The 19,238-nt window shown below is 68.4% G+C and carries 17 protein-coding genes; 13 read left to right on the forward strand and 4 right to left on the reverse strand.

Going from position 1 to position 19,238, the window contains the following annotated elements; translation table 11 throughout:
- Window positions 1-77 precede the first annotated feature (77 nt).
- The 6 genes from dalD to xylB are packed head-to-tail and all read left to right on the forward strand — an operon-like array spanning window position 78 to window position 6,408.
- Window positions 78-1,457, forward strand: coding sequence for a D-arabinitol 4-dehydrogenase (dalD, locus tag AC57B8_RS15740; protein WP_496480530.1), 1,380 nt, complete (start codon window positions 78-80; stop codon window positions 1,455-1,457).
- Window positions 1,454-2,242 (forward strand): L-iditol 2-dehydrogenase, encoded by a 789-nt coding sequence (locus tag AC57B8_RS15745; RefSeq protein ID WP_496480086.1) that lies wholly within the window; start codon window positions 1,454-1,456, stop codon window positions 2,240-2,242. The genes dalD and AC57B8_RS15745 overlap by 4 nt, the downstream gene beginning before the upstream one ends.
- 26 nt (window positions 2,243-2,268) lie before the next feature.
- On the forward strand, window positions 2,269-2,940 hold the full coding sequence (locus tag AC57B8_RS15750; RefSeq protein WP_496480087.1) for a transaldolase family protein: 672 nt from the start codon (window positions 2,269-2,271) through the stop codon (window positions 2,938-2,940).
- Between the two features lie 23 nt (window positions 2,941-2,963).
- Complete coding sequence (locus AC57B8_RS15755; protein ID WP_496480088.1) at window positions 2,964-3,932, forward strand: carbohydrate kinase family protein; 969 nt, start codon at window positions 2,964-2,966, stop codon at window positions 3,930-3,932.
- Window positions 3,933-3,947: 15 nt separating this feature from the next.
- Window positions 3,948-4,889, forward strand: a complete 942-nt coding sequence (locus AC57B8_RS15760) for an AraC family transcriptional regulator (RefSeq protein ID WP_062471853.1) — start codon at window positions 3,948-3,950, stop codon at window positions 4,887-4,889.
- A gap of 52 nt (window positions 4,890-4,941) precedes the next feature.
- On the forward strand, window positions 4,942-6,408 hold the full coding sequence (gene xylB / locus AC57B8_RS15765) for a xylulokinase (protein ID WP_496480089.1): 1,467 nt from the start codon (window positions 4,942-4,944) through the stop codon (window positions 6,406-6,408).
- 71 nt (window positions 6,409-6,479) lie between these two features.
- On the opposite strand, the gene groL is transcribed toward xylB, so the two are convergent.
- Together groL and AC57B8_RS15775 are read right to left on the reverse strand one after the other, a co-directional pair.
- Entirely contained in the window at window positions 6,480-8,135 is a 1,656-nt protein-coding gene (gene groL / locus AC57B8_RS15770) for a chaperonin GroEL (protein ID WP_042579049.1), read from the reverse strand.
- 56 nt (window positions 8,136-8,191) lie between these two features.
- Complete coding sequence (locus AC57B8_RS15775) at window positions 8,192-8,482, reverse strand: co-chaperone GroES (RefSeq protein ID WP_056572926.1); 291 nt, start codon at window positions 8,480-8,482, stop codon at window positions 8,192-8,194.
- A 377-nt stretch (window positions 8,483-8,859) separates the two neighbouring features.
- Between AC57B8_RS15775 and AC57B8_RS15780 the strand changes: the two genes are divergently transcribed.
- Together AC57B8_RS15780 and AC57B8_RS15785 are read left to right on the forward strand one after the other, a co-directional pair.
- Window positions 8,860-9,357 (forward strand): plastocyanin/azurin family copper-binding protein, encoded by a 498-nt coding sequence (locus AC57B8_RS15780; protein ID WP_495266011.1) that lies wholly within the window; start codon window positions 8,860-8,862, stop codon window positions 9,355-9,357.
- 155 nt (window positions 9,358-9,512) lie between these two features.
- On the forward strand, window positions 9,513-11,735 hold the full coding sequence (locus AC57B8_RS15785) for a copper-transporting P-type ATPase (RefSeq protein ID WP_496480090.1): 2,223 nt from the start codon (window positions 9,513-9,515) through the stop codon (window positions 11,733-11,735).
- Here the strand turns inward: AC57B8_RS15785 and AC57B8_RS15790 are convergent.
- Complete coding sequence (locus tag AC57B8_RS15790; RefSeq protein WP_447741337.1) at window positions 11,716-12,651, reverse strand: LysR substrate-binding domain-containing protein; 936 nt, start codon at window positions 12,649-12,651, stop codon at window positions 11,716-11,718. The genes AC57B8_RS15785 and AC57B8_RS15790 overlap by 20 nt on opposite strands.
- Window positions 12,652-12,748: 97 nt before the next feature.
- Between AC57B8_RS15790 and AC57B8_RS15795 the strand changes: the two genes are divergently transcribed.
- From AC57B8_RS15795 to AC57B8_RS15815, 5 genes are read left to right on the forward strand one after another with little or no spacing between them, the layout of a single operon-like run.
- On the forward strand, window positions 12,749-13,201 hold the full coding sequence (locus AC57B8_RS15795; protein WP_492734049.1) for a hypothetical protein: 453 nt from the start codon (window positions 12,749-12,751) through the stop codon (window positions 13,199-13,201).
- An 8-nt stretch (window positions 13,202-13,209) separates the two neighbouring features.
- A complete protein-coding gene (locus tag AC57B8_RS15800) occupies window positions 13,210-14,382 on the forward strand; it encodes a trans-sulfuration enzyme family protein (RefSeq protein ID WP_496480091.1) in 1,173 nt (390 codons plus the stop codon).
- A 22-nt stretch (window positions 14,383-14,404) separates the two neighbouring features.
- On the forward strand, window positions 14,405-15,331 hold the full coding sequence (locus AC57B8_RS15805; protein WP_496480092.1) for a transporter substrate-binding domain-containing protein: 927 nt from the start codon (window positions 14,405-14,407) through the stop codon (window positions 15,329-15,331).
- Between the two features lie 55 nt (window positions 15,332-15,386).
- A complete protein-coding gene (locus AC57B8_RS15810; RefSeq protein WP_493196036.1) occupies window positions 15,387-16,124 on the forward strand; it encodes an ABC transporter permease subunit in 738 nt (245 codons plus the stop codon).
- Window positions 16,124-16,813: an amino acid ABC transporter permease gene (locus tag AC57B8_RS15815; protein WP_095948311.1), complete on the forward strand. Its 690-nt coding sequence runs from the start codon at window positions 16,124-16,126 to the stop codon at window positions 16,811-16,813. The genes AC57B8_RS15810 and AC57B8_RS15815 overlap by 1 nt, the downstream gene beginning before the upstream one ends.
- Window positions 16,814-16,820: 7 nt before the next feature.
- Here AC57B8_RS15815 and AC57B8_RS15820 read toward each other — a convergent pair whose 3' ends face one another.
- On the reverse strand, window positions 16,821-19,001 hold the full coding sequence (locus AC57B8_RS15820) for a TonB-dependent receptor (protein WP_496480093.1): 2,181 nt from the start codon (window positions 18,999-19,001) through the stop codon (window positions 16,821-16,823).
- Window positions 19,002-19,238 lie beyond the last annotated feature (237 nt).

Raw genomic sequence — 19,238 nt, forward strand, 5'->3', positions numbered from 1 at the left:
ACTTTCAACGGACCTTCCCCGTGACCCTCGCAGCAGCGGGCCTCGTGCCCACCCCACCGGCGCCTTCGGAATTCACGGTGCTTCACCTCGGCCTCGGCTCGTTCCATCGCGCCCACCAGGCCGTCTACCTGCAGCGGCTGATCGATGCGGGCGACACCCGCTGGTCGCTGTCGGGCGCCAACATCCGGCCCGACATGGCCGAGGTCGTCGCGGCGTTGCAGGCCCAGGGCGGGCGCTACACGCTCGAGACCGTGTCGCCGGCCGGCGAGTACCGCTACGAGCAGATCGAAGCCATCCGCGAGGTGCTGCCGTACGAGCCCTCGCTGGCCCCGGTGATCGCGCGCGGCGCGGCGCCGTCCACGCGCATCGTCTCCTTCACGGTGACCGAGGCGGGCTACTACCTCGACACCAAGGGCAAGCTCGACCTGTCGTTCACCGACCTCGCGGCCGACATCGAACGCGCACGGCGCGGCGAGGCCGGCGAGACGATCTACGGCGCGGTCTGCGCGATCCTGCGGGCACGGCGCGCCGCGCAGGCGGGCCCCGTGACGCTGCTGAACTGCGACAACCTGCGCCACAACGGCGACCGCTTTCGCGCGGGCCTGCTCGAGTTCATCGCGCTGGTCGGCGATGCGCCGCTGCAGGCCTGGGTCGATGCCAACACCCGCTGCCCGAACGCGATGGTCGACCGCATCACGCCGCGTCCGCCGCCCGAGTTGCGCGCGCGCGTGCGCGCCGCCACGGGCCGTGACGACGGCGCGGCGGTCACGGGCGAGAGCTTCATCCAGTGGGTGATCGAAGACGACTTCGTCGCCGGGCGCCCCGACTGGGGGCGCGTGGGTGTCGAGTTGGTCGAATCGGTGCAGCCGTATGAAGAGGCCAAGATTCGCATCCTCAACGCCACGCACAGCTGCATCGCCTGGGCCGGCACGCTGGCGGGGCTGGGCTTCATCCACGAAGGCACGCACGACGCGGCCATTCGCCGCATGGCCTTCGACTACGTGACCGACGACGTCATCCCGTGCCTGAGCCCCAGCCCCATCGACCTGGCGGCCTACCGCGACGTGGTGCTCGACCGCTTCGGCAACCCCGCGATCCGCGACACCAACCAGCGCGTGGCGGCCGACGGCTTCTCGAAGATCCCGGGCTTCATCGCGCCGACCGTGCGCGAGCGGCTCGCGGCCGGGCAGGGCATCGACAGCGTGGCGATGCTGCCCGCACTGTTCCTCGCGTTCCTGCAGCGCTGGCACCGGGGCGCGCTGCCCTACGCCTACCAGGACCAGAGCATGGACGATGCTGCCGCGCACGCCATCTGCGACGCGGCCGACCCCGTGGCGGCGCTGTGCGCCGATGCCGGGCTGTGGGGCAGCCTCGCGGGCGATGCGCGGCTCGTCGATGCGGTGCGTCGTGCCGGCGAGCGCGTGGCCCGCTTCATCAAAGAGAAGGCCGCGCCATGAGCGGCCGCCTGCAGGACCGCCATGTGCTGCTGACTGGTGCCGGCGGCGGCATCGGCCTGGCCGTGGCCGAGGCCTGCATCGCCGAGGGTGCGCGCTGCAGCGTGATCGACCGCGCGACCGCCGCGCCCGAGGCCGTGCGCGCACTGCAGCAAGCCCACCCCGACACGCTCGCCTACATCGCGGCCGACGTGACCGACACGCAGGCCATCGCGCACATGCTGGCCGAGGCGCAGGTCGCCTTCGGTCCCGTCCACACGCTGTTCAACAACGCCGCCGTGTTCGACCTCGCGCCGCTGCTCGACAGCGACGAAGCCTCGTTCGACAAACTCTTCGCGGTCAACGTGAAGGGCATGTTCTTCGTGATGCAGGCCGTGCTGCGCCACATGGGCGAGGCCGGCACGCCGGGCGCGTCGGTCATCAACATGGCCTCGCAGGCCGGGCGCCGCGGCGAGGCGCTGGTGTCGCACTACTGCGCGACCAAGGCGGCCGTCATCAGCTACACGCAGAGCGCCGCGCTGGCCATGGCGCCGCACGGCATCCGCGTCAACGGCATCGCCCCCGGTGTGGTCGACACGCCGATGTGGGACCATGTCGACAGCCTGTTCGCCAAGGCCGAGGGGCTGGCGCCGGGCGAGAAGAAGCGGCGTGTCGGCCTCGCGGTGCCGCTCGGGCGCATGGGCGTGCCGGGCGACATTGCCGGGGCGGCGGTCTTTCTCGCCAGCGACGAGGCGCGCTACATCACGGCGCAGACCCTCAATGTCGACGGCGGCAATGTCATGAGCTGAACCCTACCTTCCTTCCGCATTTCTGCATGAACGACGACTTCCACCTGTACCTCGACAGCGCCGACCTGGCCGAGCTGCAGGCCTGCCTGCCGCATCCGGTGGTGCACGGCGTGACGACCAACCCGACGCTGCTGCAACGCGCCGGCGTCGGGCGTGCTTACGTCCCGGATCTGCTGAAACGCTGCATCGATCTGGGCGCGCGCCAGGTGCAGGCCCAGGTGTATTCGAGCGAGGTCGACGGCATGCTGGAAGACGCCGCCGTCCTGCTGCCGCAGTTCGACCCCGGCCAGCTCGTCATCAAGATTCCCGCCACGCGCCAGGGCCTGGACGCCGGCGCGCGGCTCATCGCCCAGGGCGTGCCTGTGACGTGGACCGCCGTGTACGCGCCCGAACAGGCGCACTTTGCTGCACAACTGGGCGCGGCCTATGCGGCGCCGTACCTCGGGCGGCTCGAAGACGCCGGCATCGACGGGCTGGCGCTCATCGCGCAGATGCAGTCGCTGGTGGCGCAACGGCCTTCTTCGGGCACGCGGCTGCTGGTGGCGAGCATCCGTTCCCGCTCGGCGTACCTGTCGCTGCTGGCGCTGGGCGTGGGCGCCATCACCATCCCGCCGCGCCTCTTTGTCGAGCTGCTCGACCATCCCGCCACCCTGGCTGCCGAAGCGGGTTTCCTGGCCGACGCCCGCGCCTTGCCCTGACAGAAGAAGAAAATCCAAGCACCATGCGCATTGCACTCACGGGCGAGGCCCTGATCGATTTCACCGCCGGCGAAGGCGCCGCCCTGGCGTTCCTCGGCCACGAAGGCGGTTCGCCGCTGAACACGGCCGTGGCCTGTGCGCGGCTCGGGCAGCCGACCGGCTTTCTCACGCAGCTGTCCACCGACCTGTTCGGCGAGCGGCTGATGGCCTTTCTCGAACGCAACGGCGTCGACACCCGGCTCATTTTGCGCAGCGACGCGCCGTCGACGCTGGCGTTCGTGGAGCGCACGCCGCAGACCAACCGCTACGCCTTCTACACACGGGGCAGCGCCGACGCCACCTGGGCGCCCGAGCCGCTGCCGCAGCTGCCCGCGGAATGCCGCTTCCTGCACTTCGGCTCGATCTCGCTGCTGCAGGAGCCGGCGTCGTCGCGCATCGCCGACCTCGTGGCCGCCCACACGGGGCGCTGCGTGATCGTGTTCGACCCCAACGTGCGGCCCAGCCTGATCCCGGACATGGCCGCTTACCGCGCCCGCGTCACCGAGTGGTTCGCCATGGCCGACCTGGTCAAGCTCAGCGACGAAGACGCCGCGCTGCTCGCCCCCGGACGGCCGGTCGATGTGCTCGCGGCCGAATGCCTCACGGCCGGCGCGCGCGCCGTGGTCGTCACGCGCGGCGGTGCCGGCGCCACGCTGTGGCGCACCGGCAGCGCGCCGCTCACCGTGGCCGCGCCGCGCGTCGAGGTGGTCGACACCATCGGCGCGGGCGACACCTTCACCGCCGGGCTGTCGGTGGCGCTGCTGGCGCATGGCGTCGAGCACCCGGCGCAACTGGCCGAGCTCGGCGACGACGCCTGGCGCGCTGTGATGCGCTTTGCCGCCACCGCCGCGGCCCTGAACTGCACCCGCGAGGGCGCCGATCCACCGACGCTGGAAGCTGTTCGCACGGCGCTTTCGCAGGAAGACAACGAGGCCGTCGCTTCCCGGCCCTGATCGATCCGTGCCGCCATGACCACGACCACCCGCAAACGCGCGATCCCTCGTCAACGCCAACCCGAACTGGAGCGCGACTTCGCGCGCTCCCCGTCGCTGGGCTACGAGGCCCCGGAAGAAACCGGCCTGGTGCGCTGCCTCGCGCACGGCTTTCCGAGCCCGCTGGTGCGATGGCACTTCCATGAAGACTACGAGCTGCACCTGATCACCGAGACCTCGGGCAAGGCCTTCATCGGCGACTGGATCGGGCCGTTCCAGCCCGGCCACCTCGTGCTGTGCGGGCCGCGCCTGCCGCACAACTGGATCTCGCTGGACGTGCCCGAAGAAGGCGCCGCCGGGCGCGACCGCGTGATCCAGTTTCGCCACGAGCCCATCGAGCGCGCGGCCGCCGAGATTCCCGAGCTGCGCGACGTGATGCCGCTGCTCGATCGCGCGCGCCACGGCATCGAGTTCTTCGGCATGTCGGCGCAGGCGCTGGCGCACTGGGATGCCATCAAGGCCGCGCGCGGCGTGCGCCGCCTGGGCCTGTTCTGCGAGTTCATGGCCGACCTGGCGCAGTGCACCGACTACCGGCTGCTGTCGAGCGTGCAGATGCAGGGCGTGCAGGGCAGCGACGGCGATGCGCAGGTCGACCAGATCAACGACATCGTGAACCGCATCACCAACAACATGACCGACTCGATCTCGATGTCGGACGTGGCCGCCGAGCTGGGCATGAGCGAGAGCCGCTTCAGCCGCTTCTTCCGCCGTTCGACGGGCAACAGCTTCACCGACTTCGTGAACCGCGTGCGCATCAACAGCGCCTGCCACCTGCTGATGCAGACCGACCACTACGTGACCGACATCTGCTACCAGGTGGGCTTCAACAACGTGGCGAACTTCAACCGGCGCTTTCTCGAAATCAAGGGCATGACGCCGAGCGAGTTCAGGCGCCAGGCCGACACGCGCTTCGGCTGACTTCTTTCAAGGCGAACGCGCCCGCTCCGAAGGCGCCATCAGGGAGACCATCTTGTATCTGGGACTCGACCTCGGCACGTCCGAGCTCAAGGCATTGCTGCTCGCGGACGATCACCGCATCGTCGGCGTGGCACGCGCGCCGCTCACGGTCGACCGGCCGCACCCGCTGTGGTCCGAGCAGGCGCCTGCCCAGTGGTGGCAGGCGCTCGAGGCGGTCATGGCCGAGCTGCGCACCACGCACGCCGAGGCGCTGCTGCAGGTGCGCGCCATCGGCTTGTCGGGCCAGATGCACGGCGCCACGCTGCTCGACGCGGTGGGCGAGGTGCTGCGCCCGGCCATCCTCTGGAACGACGGCCGCAGCGGTGCGCAGTGCGAGGCGCTCACGCGCGCCGTGCCGCGCCTGGGCGAGATCGCGGGCAACCTCGCGATGCCCGGCTTCACCGCGCCCAAGCTGCTGTGGGTGCGCGAGCACGAGCCCGAGGTCTTCGTCCGCGTGGCGCGCGTGCTGCTGCCCAAGGACTGGCTGCGCTTCATGCTCAGCGGCGAAGCGGTCAGCGAGATGTCCGACGCGGCCGGCACGCTCTGGCTCGACGTGGGCGCGCGCGACTGGTCCGACGAACTGCTCGCCGCCACGGGGCTCACGCGCGATCACATGCCGCGGCTCGTGGAAGGCAGCGAAGTCTCCGCACTGCTCAAGCCGGAACTGGCGGCGCGCTGGGGATTGCGCGAGGGCGTGAAGATCGCCGGCGGCGCGGGCGATAACGCCGCCAGCGCGGTCGGCATGGGGCTCGTGGAGCCGGGGCAGGGCTTCGTCTCGCTCGGCACCTCGGGCGTGGTGTTCGTCTCGACCGACCGCTTTTTGCCGAACCCCGCGCAGGCGATGCACGCCTTCTGCCACGCGCTGCCCAGGCGCTGGCACCAGATGTCGGTGATGCTCTCGGCCGCGAGCGCGGTGAGCTGGGCGGCGAAGACCTTCAAGTTCGCGGACGAGGCGGCGTTGCTCGAAGCGGCTGCGTCGGTTGCGTTGGCGGACCGGGCGCGCTGCCCGCTGTTCCTGCCGTACCTGTCGGGCGAGCGCTCGCCGCACAACAACCCGAATGCGCAAGGGGTGCTGTTCGGCCTCACGCATGCGCACGGCCCCGCGGAGATCGCCTATGCCGTGGTCGAGGGCGTGAGCTTCGGTTTGCGCGATGGCTTCGACACGCTGCGCCTGCCGGCCGACATGCCTTTGCGTGAAGTCGCGCTGGTGGGGGGCGGTGCGCGCAGTGTGTGGTGGGGGCAGTTGCTGGCCGACATCTTCCAGGTGCCGCTGACGCTGTATGCGGGCAGCGAAACGGGCGGGGCGCTCGGTGCGGCGCGGCTGGCGTGGCTGGCCGATGGGGGCGAGGTCGCCGAGGTGTGCACGCTGCCGCCGGTGAAGCAGACGCTGACGCCATCATCCGAAGGCGCTGGCGCACACAAGACGCGGCATGCGCGCTTCCAGGTGCTCTACATGGCGCTGCGCGACCAGTTCCGCTGAACCTTCCGCACAAAGAAAAAGGGCCGCTTGCGCGGCCCTTTTTACTTTGGTGAGCAGAGCTCAGCCGGGCATTACATGCCCATGCCGCCCATGCCGCCCATGCCACCCATGTCGGGCATGCCGCCGCCGCCGGCGCCGGACTCGTCCTTGGGTGCGTCAGCAACCATGGCTTCGGTCGTCAGCAGCAGCGAGGACACCGAAGCGGCGTTCTGCAGTGCGGTGCGGGTGACCTTCGTCGGGTCCAGGATGCCCAGCTCGAGCATGTCGCCGTACGTGTCGTTCGCAGCGTTGAAGCCGTAGTTGCCCTTGCCGGCCAGCACAGCGTTCACCACCACCGAGGCTTCGCCGCCGGCGTTGTTCACGATTTCGCGCAGGGGGGCTTCGATGGCCTTCAGCACCAGCTTGATGCCGGCTTCCTGGTCAGCGTTGTCGCCCTTGACCGACTCGCCCACGGCTTGCTTGGCACGCAGCAGTGCCACGCCGCCGCCAGCCACAACGCCTTCTTCCACTGCAGCGCGGGTGGCGTGCAGGGCGTCTTCGACGCGAGCCTTCTTTTCCTTCATTTCGACTTCGGTGGCAGCGCCAACCTTGATCACTGCCACGCCGCCGGCCAGCTTGGCCACGCGCTCTTGCAGCTTTTCACGGTCGTAGTCGCTGGTCGCTTCTTCGATCTGAACGCGAACTTGCTTCACGCGGGCTTCGATGTCACCAGCAGCGCCAGCGCCGTCGATGATGATCGTGTTTTCCTTGCCCACTTCGATGCGCTTGGCTTGACCCAGGTCGGCCAGCGTCACCTTTTCGAGCGTCAGGCCCACTTCTTCAGCGATGACCTTGCCGCCCGTCAGGATGGCGATGTCTTCCAGCATGGCCTTGCGGCGGTCGCCGAAGCCAGGTGCCTTCACAGCCACGACCTTCAGGATGCCGCGGATCGTGTTCACGACCAGGGTCGCCAGGGCTTCGCCTTCGACTTCTTCGGCAATGATCAGCAGCGGACGGCCCGCCTTGGCGACTTGCTCCAGCACCGGCAGCAGGTCACGGATGTTGCTGATCTTCTTGTCGAACAGCAGCACGAAGGGGTTGTCGAGCAGCGCCGATTGCTTCTCGGGGTTGTTGATGAAGTAGGGCGACAGGTAGCCGCGGTCGAACTGCATGCCTTCGACGACGTCGAGTTCGCTGTCCAGCGACTTGCCGTCTTCCACGGTGATCACGCCTTCCTTGCCGACCTTGTCCATCGCGTCAGCGATGAGCTTGCCGATGGTTTCGTCGCTGTTGGCCGAGATGGAGCCGACTTGCGCGATTTCCTTGGAGGTGGTGGTGGGCTTGGAAGCCTTCTTCAGCTCAGCGACCAGGGCCGTGACAGCCTTGTCGATGCCGCGCTTCAGGTCCATCGGGTTCATGCCGGCAGCCACCAGCTTGAAACCTTCGCGAACGATGGCTTGGGCCAGGACCGTGGCGGTCGTGGTGCCGTCACCAGCGTTGTCGCTGGTCTTGGAGGCCACTTCCTTCACGAGCTGGGCGCCCATGTTCTGCAGCTTGTCCTTGAGTTCGATTTCCTTGGCCACGGACACACCGTCCTTGGTCACGGTGGGGGCGCCGAACGAACGCTCGAGCACCACGTTGCGGCCCTTGGGGCCCAGGGTCACTTTGACTGCGTTGGCCAGGATGTTGACACCCTCGACCATGCGTGCGCGGGCTTCTCCGCCGAAGACTACGTCTTTTGCTGCCATGATGAATTAACTCCGAATGGATTGAATTTGGATGAGATCGAAAGGGAGGAGAAGAATTACTTCTCGACGACTGCGAACAGGTCGTCTTCCTTCATCACGAGCAGTTCGTCGCCATCGACCTTGACGGTCTGGCCGCTGTACTTGCCGAACAGGACGCGGTCGCCGACCTTGACGGTCAGTGCGGCCAGTTCGCCCTTGTCGTTGCGCTTGCCCGGGCCCACGGCCAGGACTTCGCCCTGATCGGGCTTTTCGGCGGCTGCGTCGGGGATGACGATGCCGGAGGCGGTCTTGGTTTCGCTGTCAACACGCTTGACGATCACGCGATCGGCCAAAGGACGAAGTTTCATTGCATCTCCTGGAAGGGTAAGAAACGGGTTTGTTTGTGGTCGGGCGCCGGAGAAACCGGCGACCTGTCGACTGGATGGGAGGGCTGTTAGCACTCGTCAGCAGCGAGTGCTAATCATAAGGGCATTCGATGACCTTTCAAGGGCGGCGCCCTTGCCGCCGTTTGGCACCGCCGTGCTTTTCCGGGGAAACACCGGGTGGCCGGGTGCCTTCGGTCGTGGAGCTTTGAGGTATTTTGCCCGGACAAAATAAGGCCGTGCCCATGTCGCCGATGCACGTAGGTCGCGCGCGCAGATTGCTTTTTTGTAATCCGGGTGATCGGTGGTGGATGGGCTTGGCTTCCTAGAGTCGCGGCATCCCGGCAACCTCCAAGGACACCATGACACACACCTTCCGCAACACCGTCTTCGCCGCAGGAGCCGCACTGGCCGCTGCCGGCGCCTTTGCTTCGGGCACCCATGCAGGTGGCCACGGCCACGGCCACGATGCCGAAGCCGCCGTCGGCAAGCCCGGCGTGGCCGCCAAGGTGACGCGCACGGTCCAGGTCGACATGACGGACTCGATGCGCTTCACGCCGGCGGACATCAAGGTCAAGCAGGGGGAGACGGTGCGCTTCGTCGTCAAGAACTCCGGCGTCCTGAAGCACGAGCTCGTGCTCGGGACCGAGAAGGCGCTGCTGGCGCACTACGAGGCCATGAAGAAGAACCCGGAGATGGAGCACGCCGATCCGAACATGGTCACGCTGGCCGCGGGCAAGACCGGCGAGATCGTCTGGCAGTTCACCCAGGCCGGCAAGGTCGACTTCGGCTGCCTGCAACCGGGCCACTACGACGCCGGAATGAAGGGCGCGGTGCTGGTGGGCAAGGCCGGCAAGTGAGCGTGATGCGCGCGCGTCTTTCACGCGCCGGCCGCCATGCCGGCGCTTTTTCTTCCAGGGGATCGCGCGACAGGGCTTGACCTTCACATCGTGTCAACCTGGACACTGATCGCTTCCCCCTCAAGGGCTTCCCCCTTTCCTGTCGGAGAACGCGAATGAACGACACGTCCACCAGGCACGCAGGACACCCCCCCGGTCATCACGACCACCACGATCACCACGCATCGCACGGGCATGCGCCCGCGGACCCTGCGCAGCCCGCCGCGCAAGGCACGGTCTACACCTGCCCCATGCACCCGGAGATCCGGCAGGACCACCCGGGCAACTGCCCCAAGTGCGGCATGACGCTGGAGCCCGAGATGCCGACCCTCGACGAGGGCGAAGACCCCGAGCTGAAAGACTTCAAGCGGCGCTTCTTCTGGACACTGCCGCTCAGCGTTGTCGTCACCGTGCTCGCCATGGCCGGCCACCGCCTGCAGTGGTTCGAGATGGGCACGCAAAGCTGGATCGAGCTCGTGCTCAGCATGCCGATCGTGCTGTGGGCCGGGTGGCCGTTCTTTGTGCGCGCGGTGCAGTCGGTGGCGAACCGCAGCCCGAACATGTGGACCCTGATCGGCCTGGGCACGGCCGCCGCCTTTGTCTACAGCGTCGTGGCCACGGTGGCGCCCGGCGTGTTCCCCGCATCGTTCGTGTCGATGGGGCGCGTGTCGGTCTACTTCGAGGCGGCCGCGGTGATCATCTCGCTCACCTTGCTGGGCCAGATCCTTGAGCTCAAGGCGCGCTCGCAAACCTCCGCGGCCATCAAGTCGCTGCTGGGGCTCGCGCCCAAGACGGCGCGCCGGATCGGCGCCGACGGCACCGAGGAAGACGTGCCCATCGGCCATGTGCATGTCGGCGACAAGCTGCGCGTGCGCCCCGGAGAGAAGGTGCCGGTGGACGGCGTGGTGATCGAAGGCGGCAGCGCGGTCGACGAGTCGATGCTCACCGGCGAACCGCTGCCCGTGACCAAGCGCGTGGGCGACAAGCTCATCGGCGCGACGCTCAACACCAACGGCGCCCTCGTCATGCAATCGGAAAAGGTCGGCTCGCAGACCGTGCTCGCGAGCATCGTGCAGATGGTCGCGCAGGCCCAGCGCTCGCGCGCGCCGATGCAGCGGATGGCCGACCAGGTCGCCGGCTACTTCGTGATGACGGTGATCGCCATCGCGGTGCTGACCTTCTTCGCCTGGGGGTTCTTCGGGCCGCAGCCCAGCTGGGTCTACGGCCTCATCAATGCCGTGGCGGTGCTCATCATTGCCTGCCCCTGTGCGCTCGGCCTTGCGACGCCGATGTCGATCATGGTGGCCACCGGCAAGGCGGCCACGCAGGGCGTGCTGTTCCGCGATGCCGCGGCGATCGAGAACTTCCGCAAGGTCGATGCGCTCATCGTCGACAAGACCGGCACCCTGACCGAAGGCCGGCCGCAGTTCGAGCGCGCGGTGCCTGCGCCCGGCTTCACCGCCGACGAGGTGCTGCGCCTGGCCGCCAGCCTGGACCAGGGCAGCGAGCACCCGCTGGCCGACGCCATCGTGCGGGCGGCGCGCGAGCGCCAGCTGGCGCTGGACACGCCCGAGGGTTTCGAATCCAGCAGCGGCATCGGCGTGAGCGGCGCCGTGGCCGGCAGGAAGCTGGCGCTCGGCAACACGGCGCTCATGGAACAGCTGCGCGTGCGGGTCGACGCACTCAAGCCGCAGGCCGAGGCGCTGCGGGCCGAGGGCGCGAGCGTCATGTTCCTGGCGGTGGACGGCCAGGCCGCCGGCCTGCTCGCGGTGTCGGACCCGATCAAGCCCACCACGCTGGAGGCGCTGGCCGCGCTCAAGGCTTCGGGCCTGCGCGTCATCATGGCCACGGGCGACGGGCTGACCACCGCCCGCGCCGTCGCCGCGAAGCTGGGCATCGACGAGGTGCACGGCGAAGTGAAGCCCGCCGACAAGCTCGCGCTGGTCGACAGGCTGCAGCGCGAGGGCCGCATCGTCGCGATGGCCGGCGACGGCATCAACGACGCGCCCGCGCTCGCCAAGGCCGACGTGGGCGTGGCGATGGGCACCGGCACCGATGTCGCGATGAACAGCGCCCAGGTGACGCTGGTCAAGGGCGACCTGCGCGGCATCGCGCAGGCGCGCGTCATCTCCGAGCAGACCATCGCCAACATGAAGCAGAACCTGGGCTTCGCCTTCCTCTACAACGCCCTGGGCGTGCCGCTGGCCGCGGGCGTGCTGTTCCCGTTCACGGGCTGGCTGCTGTCGCCGATGATCGCGGCGCTGGCGATGAGCCTGAGTTCGGCGTCGGTGATCACCAATGCCTTGCGCCTGCGCGGCGCTACCTGGCGCGAGGCTTGAGAAGGCCCGCCAGGGCCTTCTGGTCTTCGGCCAGCTGGATGCGCATGAGCTGGAGCACGCGCACCGCCAGGCCGGACAGCGGCTGTCCCGGCGGCAGCACCAGCATGCCCGCGAAGGACACCTCCAGCGACAGCGGGCGCACGGCCAGGCCGCGCTGCGCGTACTCCAGCGCGGTGACCGGGTTGACGACACCGATGCCCATGCCGCTCAGGGCCATCTCGCACACGCTGGCCGCGTACGGGGTCTCGACCAGCACGCTCAATGCGACGTTGCAGTCCGCCAGCGCCCGCTCCAGGCGGCGCCGGGACGCATCTTCCGGGTTGAGCGCGAGGAAGGGCTCTTCGGCGAGTTGATGCGGCTGGATGGTCCTGGCGCGGGCCAGCCGGTGCTTGGCATGCATCACCACCACGCCCGGAAAGCGCGCGAATTCGGAGTGCTCCAGGCCGGTCGTCGGCATTTCGTCGGCCATCAGCCCGAAGTCGACCTGGCGCCCCAGCACGGCCTCGTGCACCTCCCGCGAGCTGAGCACCTGCAGCGAAATCTGCGGGCGGGCATCGGCGTCGCCGCGCTCGGCCACCAGCCGCGACAGCACCCGTGGCACGAAGCTCAGGCCGAAGGCCGGATACACCGCCATGCGCAGCGTGTTGACGCCGAAGCGCTTGAGGCTGCGCATGCGGTGCTCGATGCTGCTCAGGCCCACGAAGACGCGCTCGACCTCGGTCAGCAGCGCCTGCGCTTCGGGCGTGGGGTGCAGGCGGCCGCGCAGCCGGCGGAACAGGGGAAAGCCCGCAGCTTCCTCCAGCCTGCGCAGCGACTGGCTGATGGCCGGCTGCGTCACGCCCAGGAGTGCGGCCGCCTTGCTCGCGGAGCCCACGGACATCACGGAACGGAACACCTCGATCTCTCGGAGCAACATATAACAACCGCTTATGGAGAAAGAATTTCGGGCGCGATCCGGATTATCTCCAGCGTCCTAGAGTTGGTGTCTTCAGCCACTTCCCGAAAGACGCGAGATGAACCTTCGAACAGCGCTTGCAGTGACGGTCCTGGCGTGTGCGGCGCCCGCATGGGCGCACGATTTTTCCAGCGACGTCGCCAGGTTCCAGACCCTTGCGGCCACCCGCAAGCCAGACAGCCCGCAGGCGGTGGCCGCCAGGCTGGCGCTGGAGCGGGCGCAGGGCGAGATGGAGCAGTCGGACGTGAAGATGCTGCTGCGCATCCGTTCGATGACCAACGCCGGCCTGCGTGCCCTCGGCGAGCAGCCGGCCTTGCTCACCAGCGAGTACAAGCGCCTCGAGGCGGCGCTGGCCAACCCGAAGACCCAGGACCCGGCCCGGATCGCCACCGCCCGCGAAACCTTCACCCGCCTGGGCGTGGAGATGAAGGTCTACACCGATCTCGAAACCATGGCCGTCGAGCAGATGAAGCATGCGCTGCAGCTCATCGAATCGGCCCCCGCGAACTGACGTCCATCGTGAACCCTTCCATTTCCCATCCCGGCACGTCCTCTGCAGACGCCGCCTTCGCCAGCCTGGCGCCGCCGGTGTGGCGCGCCTCCACGGTCGTCTTCGACTCGCTCGACGATTTCGTGCATCGCCGCACCCGCCTGCCGGACGGCTTCAGCTACGGCACGACGGGCACGCCGACGCAGCGCGCCCTCGAGGCGCGCATCGCCGAGCTGGACGGCGCCGCGCACGGCATCGTCTTTCCTTCCGGACAGGCGGCCATCTGCGGCGTGCTGCTCGCACTGCTCAAGCAGGGCGACCACCTCTTGATGACCGATGCCGCCTACGGCCTGGCCAAGTCCTTCGCCGTCGAGCGGCTGCAGGCACTGGGCATCGAGGTCGAGTTCTATGTGCCGCGCATCGGCGCGGGCATCGAGCGCCTCGTGCGCCCGAACACGCGGCTCATCTGGCTGGAGTCGCCCGGCACGGTGACGATGGAGGTGGAGGACGTGCCGGCGATCACCGCCGTGGCGCGGGCCCGTGGCGTGCTGACCGCCATCGACAACACTTGGGCCAGCCCGCTGGGCTTTGCCGCGCTGGCGCACGGCGTCGACCTGTGCGTTCACGCATGCACGAAGTACATGGGCGGGCATTCGGACGTGCTGATGGGCAGCGTCACCACCCAGGACGAAGGCCTGTACCGGTCCTTGCGCGGCCTGCAGTCGCTGATGGGGCTGGCCGTGAGCCCGGAAGACTGCTTCCTGGTGGCCCGGGGCCTGGACACGATGCAGGTGCGCATGGAGCGCCAGGCCACCAGCGCGCGCCTGATCGCCGGGCAACTCGCCGCGCACCGCCTCGTGCGCCGCATGCTCTTTCCGGCGCTGCCCGGCGCGCCGGACCATGCGCTGTGGGCGCGCGATTTCGCGCAGCCTGGCTGCGTGATGTCGCTGCAGCTCGTGGACTGCCCCTACGACGCCTACCGGACGCTGTTCGCAGGCCTGAAGCGCTTTGCCATCGGCGCCAGCTGGGGCGGCGTGCGCAGCATCGCGGCCTTCTACCCGGCGGAGGAACTCGCCAGGCGCAATTTCTGCGACGTCGAAGGGCCGGTCATCCGCCTGTCGATCGGCCTGGACGACCCCCAGGCCCTGCGCGACGAGCTGCTGGGCGCGCTGGACGCCTGCGCCACGCGTTTCGATCTCTGATCCCCGACACCTGGAGCCTGCGATGACTTTCAAGCCGACCCTTCACGCCGCATTGACCCGTTCCTTCCTCGCCATGACCGGCCTCGCGCTGTGCGCAAGCGTTGCCGCGCAGACCGCATCGCCGCTGGACGGCACGCTCAAGAAGATCAAGGACACCGGGGCGATCACCGTGGCCACGCGCGGCGCCTCGATCCCGTTCAACTACCTGGACGACCACAACAAGCAGGCCGGCTTCGCCTGGGAAATTTCGCAGCGCGTGGTCGCCCAGGTGAAGAAGGACCTGCAGCTCGCCCGGCTGGAGGTCAAGACCCTGGAAGTCACGCCGCAGACGCGCATTCCGCTGGTGGCCAACCAGACGGTCGACCTGGAGTGCAGCTCGACCACCAACAACGCCGAGCGGCAGAACCAGGTGTCGTTCTCGACGACCTTCTTCGTCGTGGGCGCGCGCCTGCTGGTGCGCAAGAACTCCGGCATCAAGCACTGGGCCGACCTCGTCGGCAAGAACGTCGTGGTCAGCGCGGGCACCACGGCGGAGCGCATGCTGCGGCAGCTCAACGAGAAGAACAAGTGGGGCATCCAGATCATCCTGGCCAAGGACATCAACGAGAACTTCCTGACCGTGGAGACGGGGCGCGCGGTGGCCGCGACGCAGGACGACATCATTCTCTTCAGCAACATCGCCCGCGCCAGGAACCCGGCGGACTGGGAGGTGGTCGGCGTGCCGCAGCAGAAGGAGGCCTACGGCTGCATGCTGCGCAAGGGCGACGCGGCGTTCAAGAAGCTTGTCGACGGCGTGATCACCGGGATGATGCGATCGGGCGAGTTCACCGCGTTGTACGAGAAGTACTTCCTCAAGCCCATCGCGGTGAAGGGCAGCGTGACGGTCAACTTCCCGATGTCGCCCGACATGCAGGAGCTCGTGCGCCATCCGAGCGACCAGCCGCTGTAAGGCGCGGGCGCGGCGACCCCTTCACGAACCGAACCGCCTCCCGGCACCTTTCGCGATGCACTACACCTGGGATTGGTTGATCTTCTTCAAACCCTCGGTCACGGGGGAGGGCCTGTACGGCCTGATGCTGGTGCGCGGGTTGCTGTGGACGGTCGCGCTGTCGCTGCTGGCCTGGACGCTGGCATTGGGCCTGGGCCTGATCGCCGGCGTGGCCCGGACGCTGCCCCACCGGACGGCGCGCACGCTGTCGGCGGTGTACATCCACTGCTTTCGCAACACGCCGCTGCTGGTGCAGCTGTTTCTCTGGTACTTCGTGGTGCCCGAGCTGTTGCCGACCGCCTGGGGCCATGCGATCAAGCAGATGAACCCGACCGCGAACCAGTTCCTCACCGTGCTGGTGGGCCTCACGCTCTACACGGCGGCGAAGGCGGCCGAGCAGGTGCGCGCGGGCATCGAGTCGGTGCCGCGCAGCCAGAAGCAGGCGGCCATGGCGATGGGCCTGGGAACCGTGGCGGCCTACCGCTACGTGGTCCTGCCGCAGGCCCTGCGCATCGTCATCCCGCCACTGACCTCGGACTTCCTGAACGTGTTCAAGAACTCGGCCGTCGCGCTGACGATCGGGCTCATGGAGCTCACCGGGCAGACGCGCCAGCTCAGCGAGTTCAGCGCCCATCCCTTCGAGGCCTTCATCGTGGCGACGCTCATCTACATGGCGATCACCTACGGCGTGATCGTGCTGATGCGCCGCATCGAACACCGGGTGCGCGTGCCCGGCCTGCTGGGTGCCGCGTGATGGGCTACGACTTCGATTGGGTCGCCCTGCAGCGCGCCTGGCCCTACCTGCTGCAGGGCCTGCAGATGACCGCCTTGCTGGTGGCGGCCTCCATGGCCGCGGGCATCGGCCTGGGGACCTTGCTGGCGATCACGCGGATCTTCGCGCCGCGGCCGGTGGCGGCGCTCGTGGCGGGGTACGTGAACCTGTTCCGCTCGATCCCGCTGATCCTCACGATCCTGTGGATCTACTTCCTGATGCCGGTGGTGCTGCGCGCCGTGACCGGCGACCCGAACCTCGGCGTCGGGCCGATCTATGCCGCGCTCGTGGCCTTCGTGCTCGCGGAGTCCGCCTACTACTGCGAGATCATCCGCGCCGGCATCGGCAGCGTGCGCGCCGGCCAGATGCAGGCGGCGCAGTCGCTGGGGATGTCGCCGGGGCAGGCCATGCGGCACGTGATCCTGCCGCAGGCCTTTCGCAACATGACGCCCTCGCTCATCAACCAGACCATCGCGCTGCTCAAGGACACCTCGCTGGTCTACGTGATCAGCCTGAACGACTTTCTCGGCGCCGCCAGCAAGGTGGGACAACGCGACGGGCGCGTGGTCGAGGTCTACATCCTGGTCGCCGTCGTCTACCTGGTGCTGTGCACGGCGGGCGCCTGGTGGGTCACCTGGCTGCAGCGGCGAAGGACGGCGGCGGCGACCTGAGGCCTTCTCAGAACTTGGCGCGCAGCGTCAGCTGCACCTCGCGCCCCGGTCCCGGCAGGATCAGGTTGTCCACGCTGCCGTGGGCCGACACGTAGTACTTGCGGTTCGCGATGTTCTTCAGGTTCAGCGCGATCTCGTAGCGCTCGGTCTTGTAATTGGCCGCGAGGTCGGCGGTCAGGTACGAGGGCAGCGTGACGAGGTTGCTCAGCGAGGCATAGCGCGCGCTGACGTAGTTCAGGCCGCCGCCGGCGCTGAAGCCGTGGCCCAGGTCCTTCATGGCCCACACGAAGGCCGAGTGGCGCGGCGTGAGCGCGGCGGTCTTGCCCTGCACCGGGATCGCCGCGCCCACGGGCAGCTGCAGCGAGCTCACGGTGGCGAGCGACTTCGTCATCTTCGCGTCGAGGTAGGCATAGCCCGCGCTCACGTCCCAGCGGCCCGGCAGGCGGCCGTTGAGCGCAAGCTCCAGGCCGTTGGTGCGCTGCGTGCCGACGTTGATCTGGCGGCGCGGGTTGTTCGGGTCGGTGTTCTTGATGCCCGAGCGCTCCAGGTTGAACAGCGCGGTCGTGAGGTTCAGGCCGCCGTCGAGCAGGTCGAACTTGGCACCGATTTCCTTGTTGACGGTGATCTCGGGCGCGTTGTCGATGTTGCCGGTGGACAGCGCGAAGTTCTCGCCCGAGGGCTGGAACGAGCGGCTGTACGACACGTAGTACGACTGCACCGTGTCGGGCTGCCACACCACGCCGGCGCGCGGGCTGAACTTGCGGTCGGTGCGTTCCAGCGGCGCGAGCTTGCGCTCGAAGCTGGTGTCCTGCTTGAACACGTCGTAGCGCCCGCCGATCAGCGCCTTCCAGTGCGGCGCCAGCGTGATCTGGTCCTGGAAATACACGGCCGCGGTCTTGAACTCGCTGTTACTCGGGATCGCGCCGTCGGCGAGGTAGGTGGCCAGCGGGATCGGCAGCGGGTCCGCCACCGGGCTGAACAGGTTCACGCGTTGCGCTCCTGTGGCGGAAGACACGCTGAAGAGGCGCTTGCGCTGCACGCCGAACTCGGCGCCCACCAGCCACTCCTGCTTGAAACCGCCCAGGTCGTTGCGCCAGGTCAGGTCGGTCTGGTTGAACCAGCCGCTCTCGTCGCGGTCGACGATGCCGCGCGTGCGGCCCACCGTCAGGCGCACCGGGTCGGTGGTGCCGCTGGGCAGCGTGTTGTTGCGGTCCAGGTGGTAGCTCGCATAGCGCGTGGTGTTGCGCAGGCTCAGCGCGTCGCTGAAGCGGTGGTTCAGCGTGGCGGTGAAGGTCTGCACCTTGCTGGTCACGGTGTCGTCGCGCTTGCCGTGCGCCGAGCCGTAGTAGGCGCCGATGGGCACGTCGACCGGGCGGCCGTTGAGCGCCGGAATGCCGAAGTCGGTGAGGCGCTGGTCGCGCAGGTTCGTGTACTGCAGCAGCAGGTCGGTCTGCGGGCTGAACTTGATCGCCAGCGAGGGCGCGATGTTGTGGCGGTCGGTGAACTGCTGGTCGCGGTAGCTGTCCGACTGCTCGCCCGCCACGTTCAGGCGGAAGGCCATGTTCTCGCCGATGGGCGTGTTCAGGTCGATCGTGCTGCGCGTGTAGTGGTGGCTGCCCAGGCCCAGCGAGACCTCGCCGAAGCGGCGTTCGAACACGGGCTTCTTGGTCACGCGGTTGATCAGGCCGCCCGAGGAGCCGCGGCCGTAGAGCACGGCGGCCGGGCCCTTGAGCACTTCGATGCGCTCGGTGTCCGAGAGGTCGCGGAAGTACAGCGCGTCGTCGCGCACGCCGTCCACGAACCAGTCGGAGATGCCGCTGAAGCCGCGGATCACGACCTGGTCGCGCTGGCCGTCGCCGTGGTTGAAGCTCACGCCCGGCACGTTGCGCAGGGCGTCCTGCATCGACACGGCGCCCTGGTCGCGCAGCAGCTGCTCGGGCAGCACGTTGACGGCCTGCGGCACGTCGCGCAGCGGCGCGCTGCCCTTGGTGGCGGTGCTGGCGGCGGCGGGGGCGTAGCCCTTGTCGTCCTCGGCGCTGACGGTGACTTCCTTCAGGGTCGAGGCGGCGGTCTGTGCCAGCGCGACGCCCGACAGCGACGCGAGGGCGGCGCCGGCCAGCAGCGAAAGGGGCCACAGCGGGCGCGAGGGGGTGGCGGTGCGGGTGGCTGTGCGAGAGGAGGGCTTCATGTTGTCCGGTTGTGCTTGTTCTTGGAGGGCGGCGCCGCGCAGGGGCAGCCGTACGCGACAACGCCCTTCGTCGCGAGAGACGAAGGGCGTTGTCGTGCCCTGCCTTGAACTGGAAATGTCTGGGTGAGGCAATGGCGCAGCGCGGACGGAAGAAGCTCCGTGGCGGGACGCCATGACGGCCGCTGGACGCGGCGGGCTGAATTCTAAAGAGCTAAATGCGAGGCGTTTGCATTTGTG

This window comes from Variovorax sp. BGA-UO-ETr-C22 (assembly GCF_059567965.1).

What these genes read in the sequence shown, in the direction of transcription:
- AC57B8_RS15745 (WP_496480086.1), top strand. Translation starts at nt 1,454, where the DNA reads ATGAGCGGCCGCCTGCAGGACCGCCATGTGCTGCTGACTGGTGCCGGC.
- AC57B8_RS15750 (WP_496480087.1), top strand. Translation starts at nt 2,269, where the DNA reads ATGAACGACGACTTCCACCTGTACCTCGACAGCGCCGACCTGGCCGAG.
- AC57B8_RS15755 (WP_496480088.1), top strand. Translation starts at nt 2,964, where the DNA reads ATGCGCATTGCACTCACGGGCGAGGCCCTGATCGATTTCACCGCCGGC.
- AC57B8_RS15760 (WP_062471853.1), top strand. Translation starts at nt 3,948, where the DNA reads ATGACCACGACCACCCGCAAACGCGCGATCCCTCGTCAACGCCAACCC.
- groL (WP_042579049.1), bottom strand. Translation starts at nt 8,135, where the DNA reads ATGGCAGCAAAAGACGTAGTCTTCGGCGGAGAAGCCCGCGCACGCATG.
- AC57B8_RS15775 (WP_056572926.1), bottom strand. Translation starts at nt 8,482, where the DNA reads ATGAAACTTCGTCCTTTGGCCGATCGCGTGATCGTCAAGCGTGTTGAC.
- AC57B8_RS15780 (WP_495266011.1), top strand. Translation starts at nt 8,860, where the DNA reads ATGACACACACCTTCCGCAACACCGTCTTCGCCGCAGGAGCCGCACTG.
- AC57B8_RS15785 (WP_496480090.1), top strand. Translation starts at nt 9,513, where the DNA reads ATGAACGACACGTCCACCAGGCACGCAGGACACCCCCCCGGTCATCAC.
- AC57B8_RS15790 (WP_447741337.1), bottom strand. Translation starts at nt 12,651, where the DNA reads ATGTTGCTCCGAGAGATCGAGGTGTTCCGTTCCGTGATGTCCGTGGGC.
- AC57B8_RS15795 (WP_492734049.1), top strand. Translation starts at nt 12,749, where the DNA reads ATGAACCTTCGAACAGCGCTTGCAGTGACGGTCCTGGCGTGTGCGGCG.
- AC57B8_RS15805 (WP_496480092.1), top strand. Translation starts at nt 14,405, where the DNA reads ATGACTTTCAAGCCGACCCTTCACGCCGCATTGACCCGTTCCTTCCTC.
- AC57B8_RS15810 (WP_493196036.1), top strand. Translation starts at nt 15,387, where the DNA reads ATGCACTACACCTGGGATTGGTTGATCTTCTTCAAACCCTCGGTCACG.
- AC57B8_RS15815 (WP_095948311.1), top strand. Translation starts at nt 16,124, where the DNA reads ATGGGCTACGACTTCGATTGGGTCGCCCTGCAGCGCGCCTGGCCCTAC.
- AC57B8_RS15820 (WP_496480093.1), bottom strand. Translation starts at nt 19,001, where the DNA reads ATGAAGCCCTCCTCTCGCACAGCCACCCGCACCGCCACCCCCTCGCGC.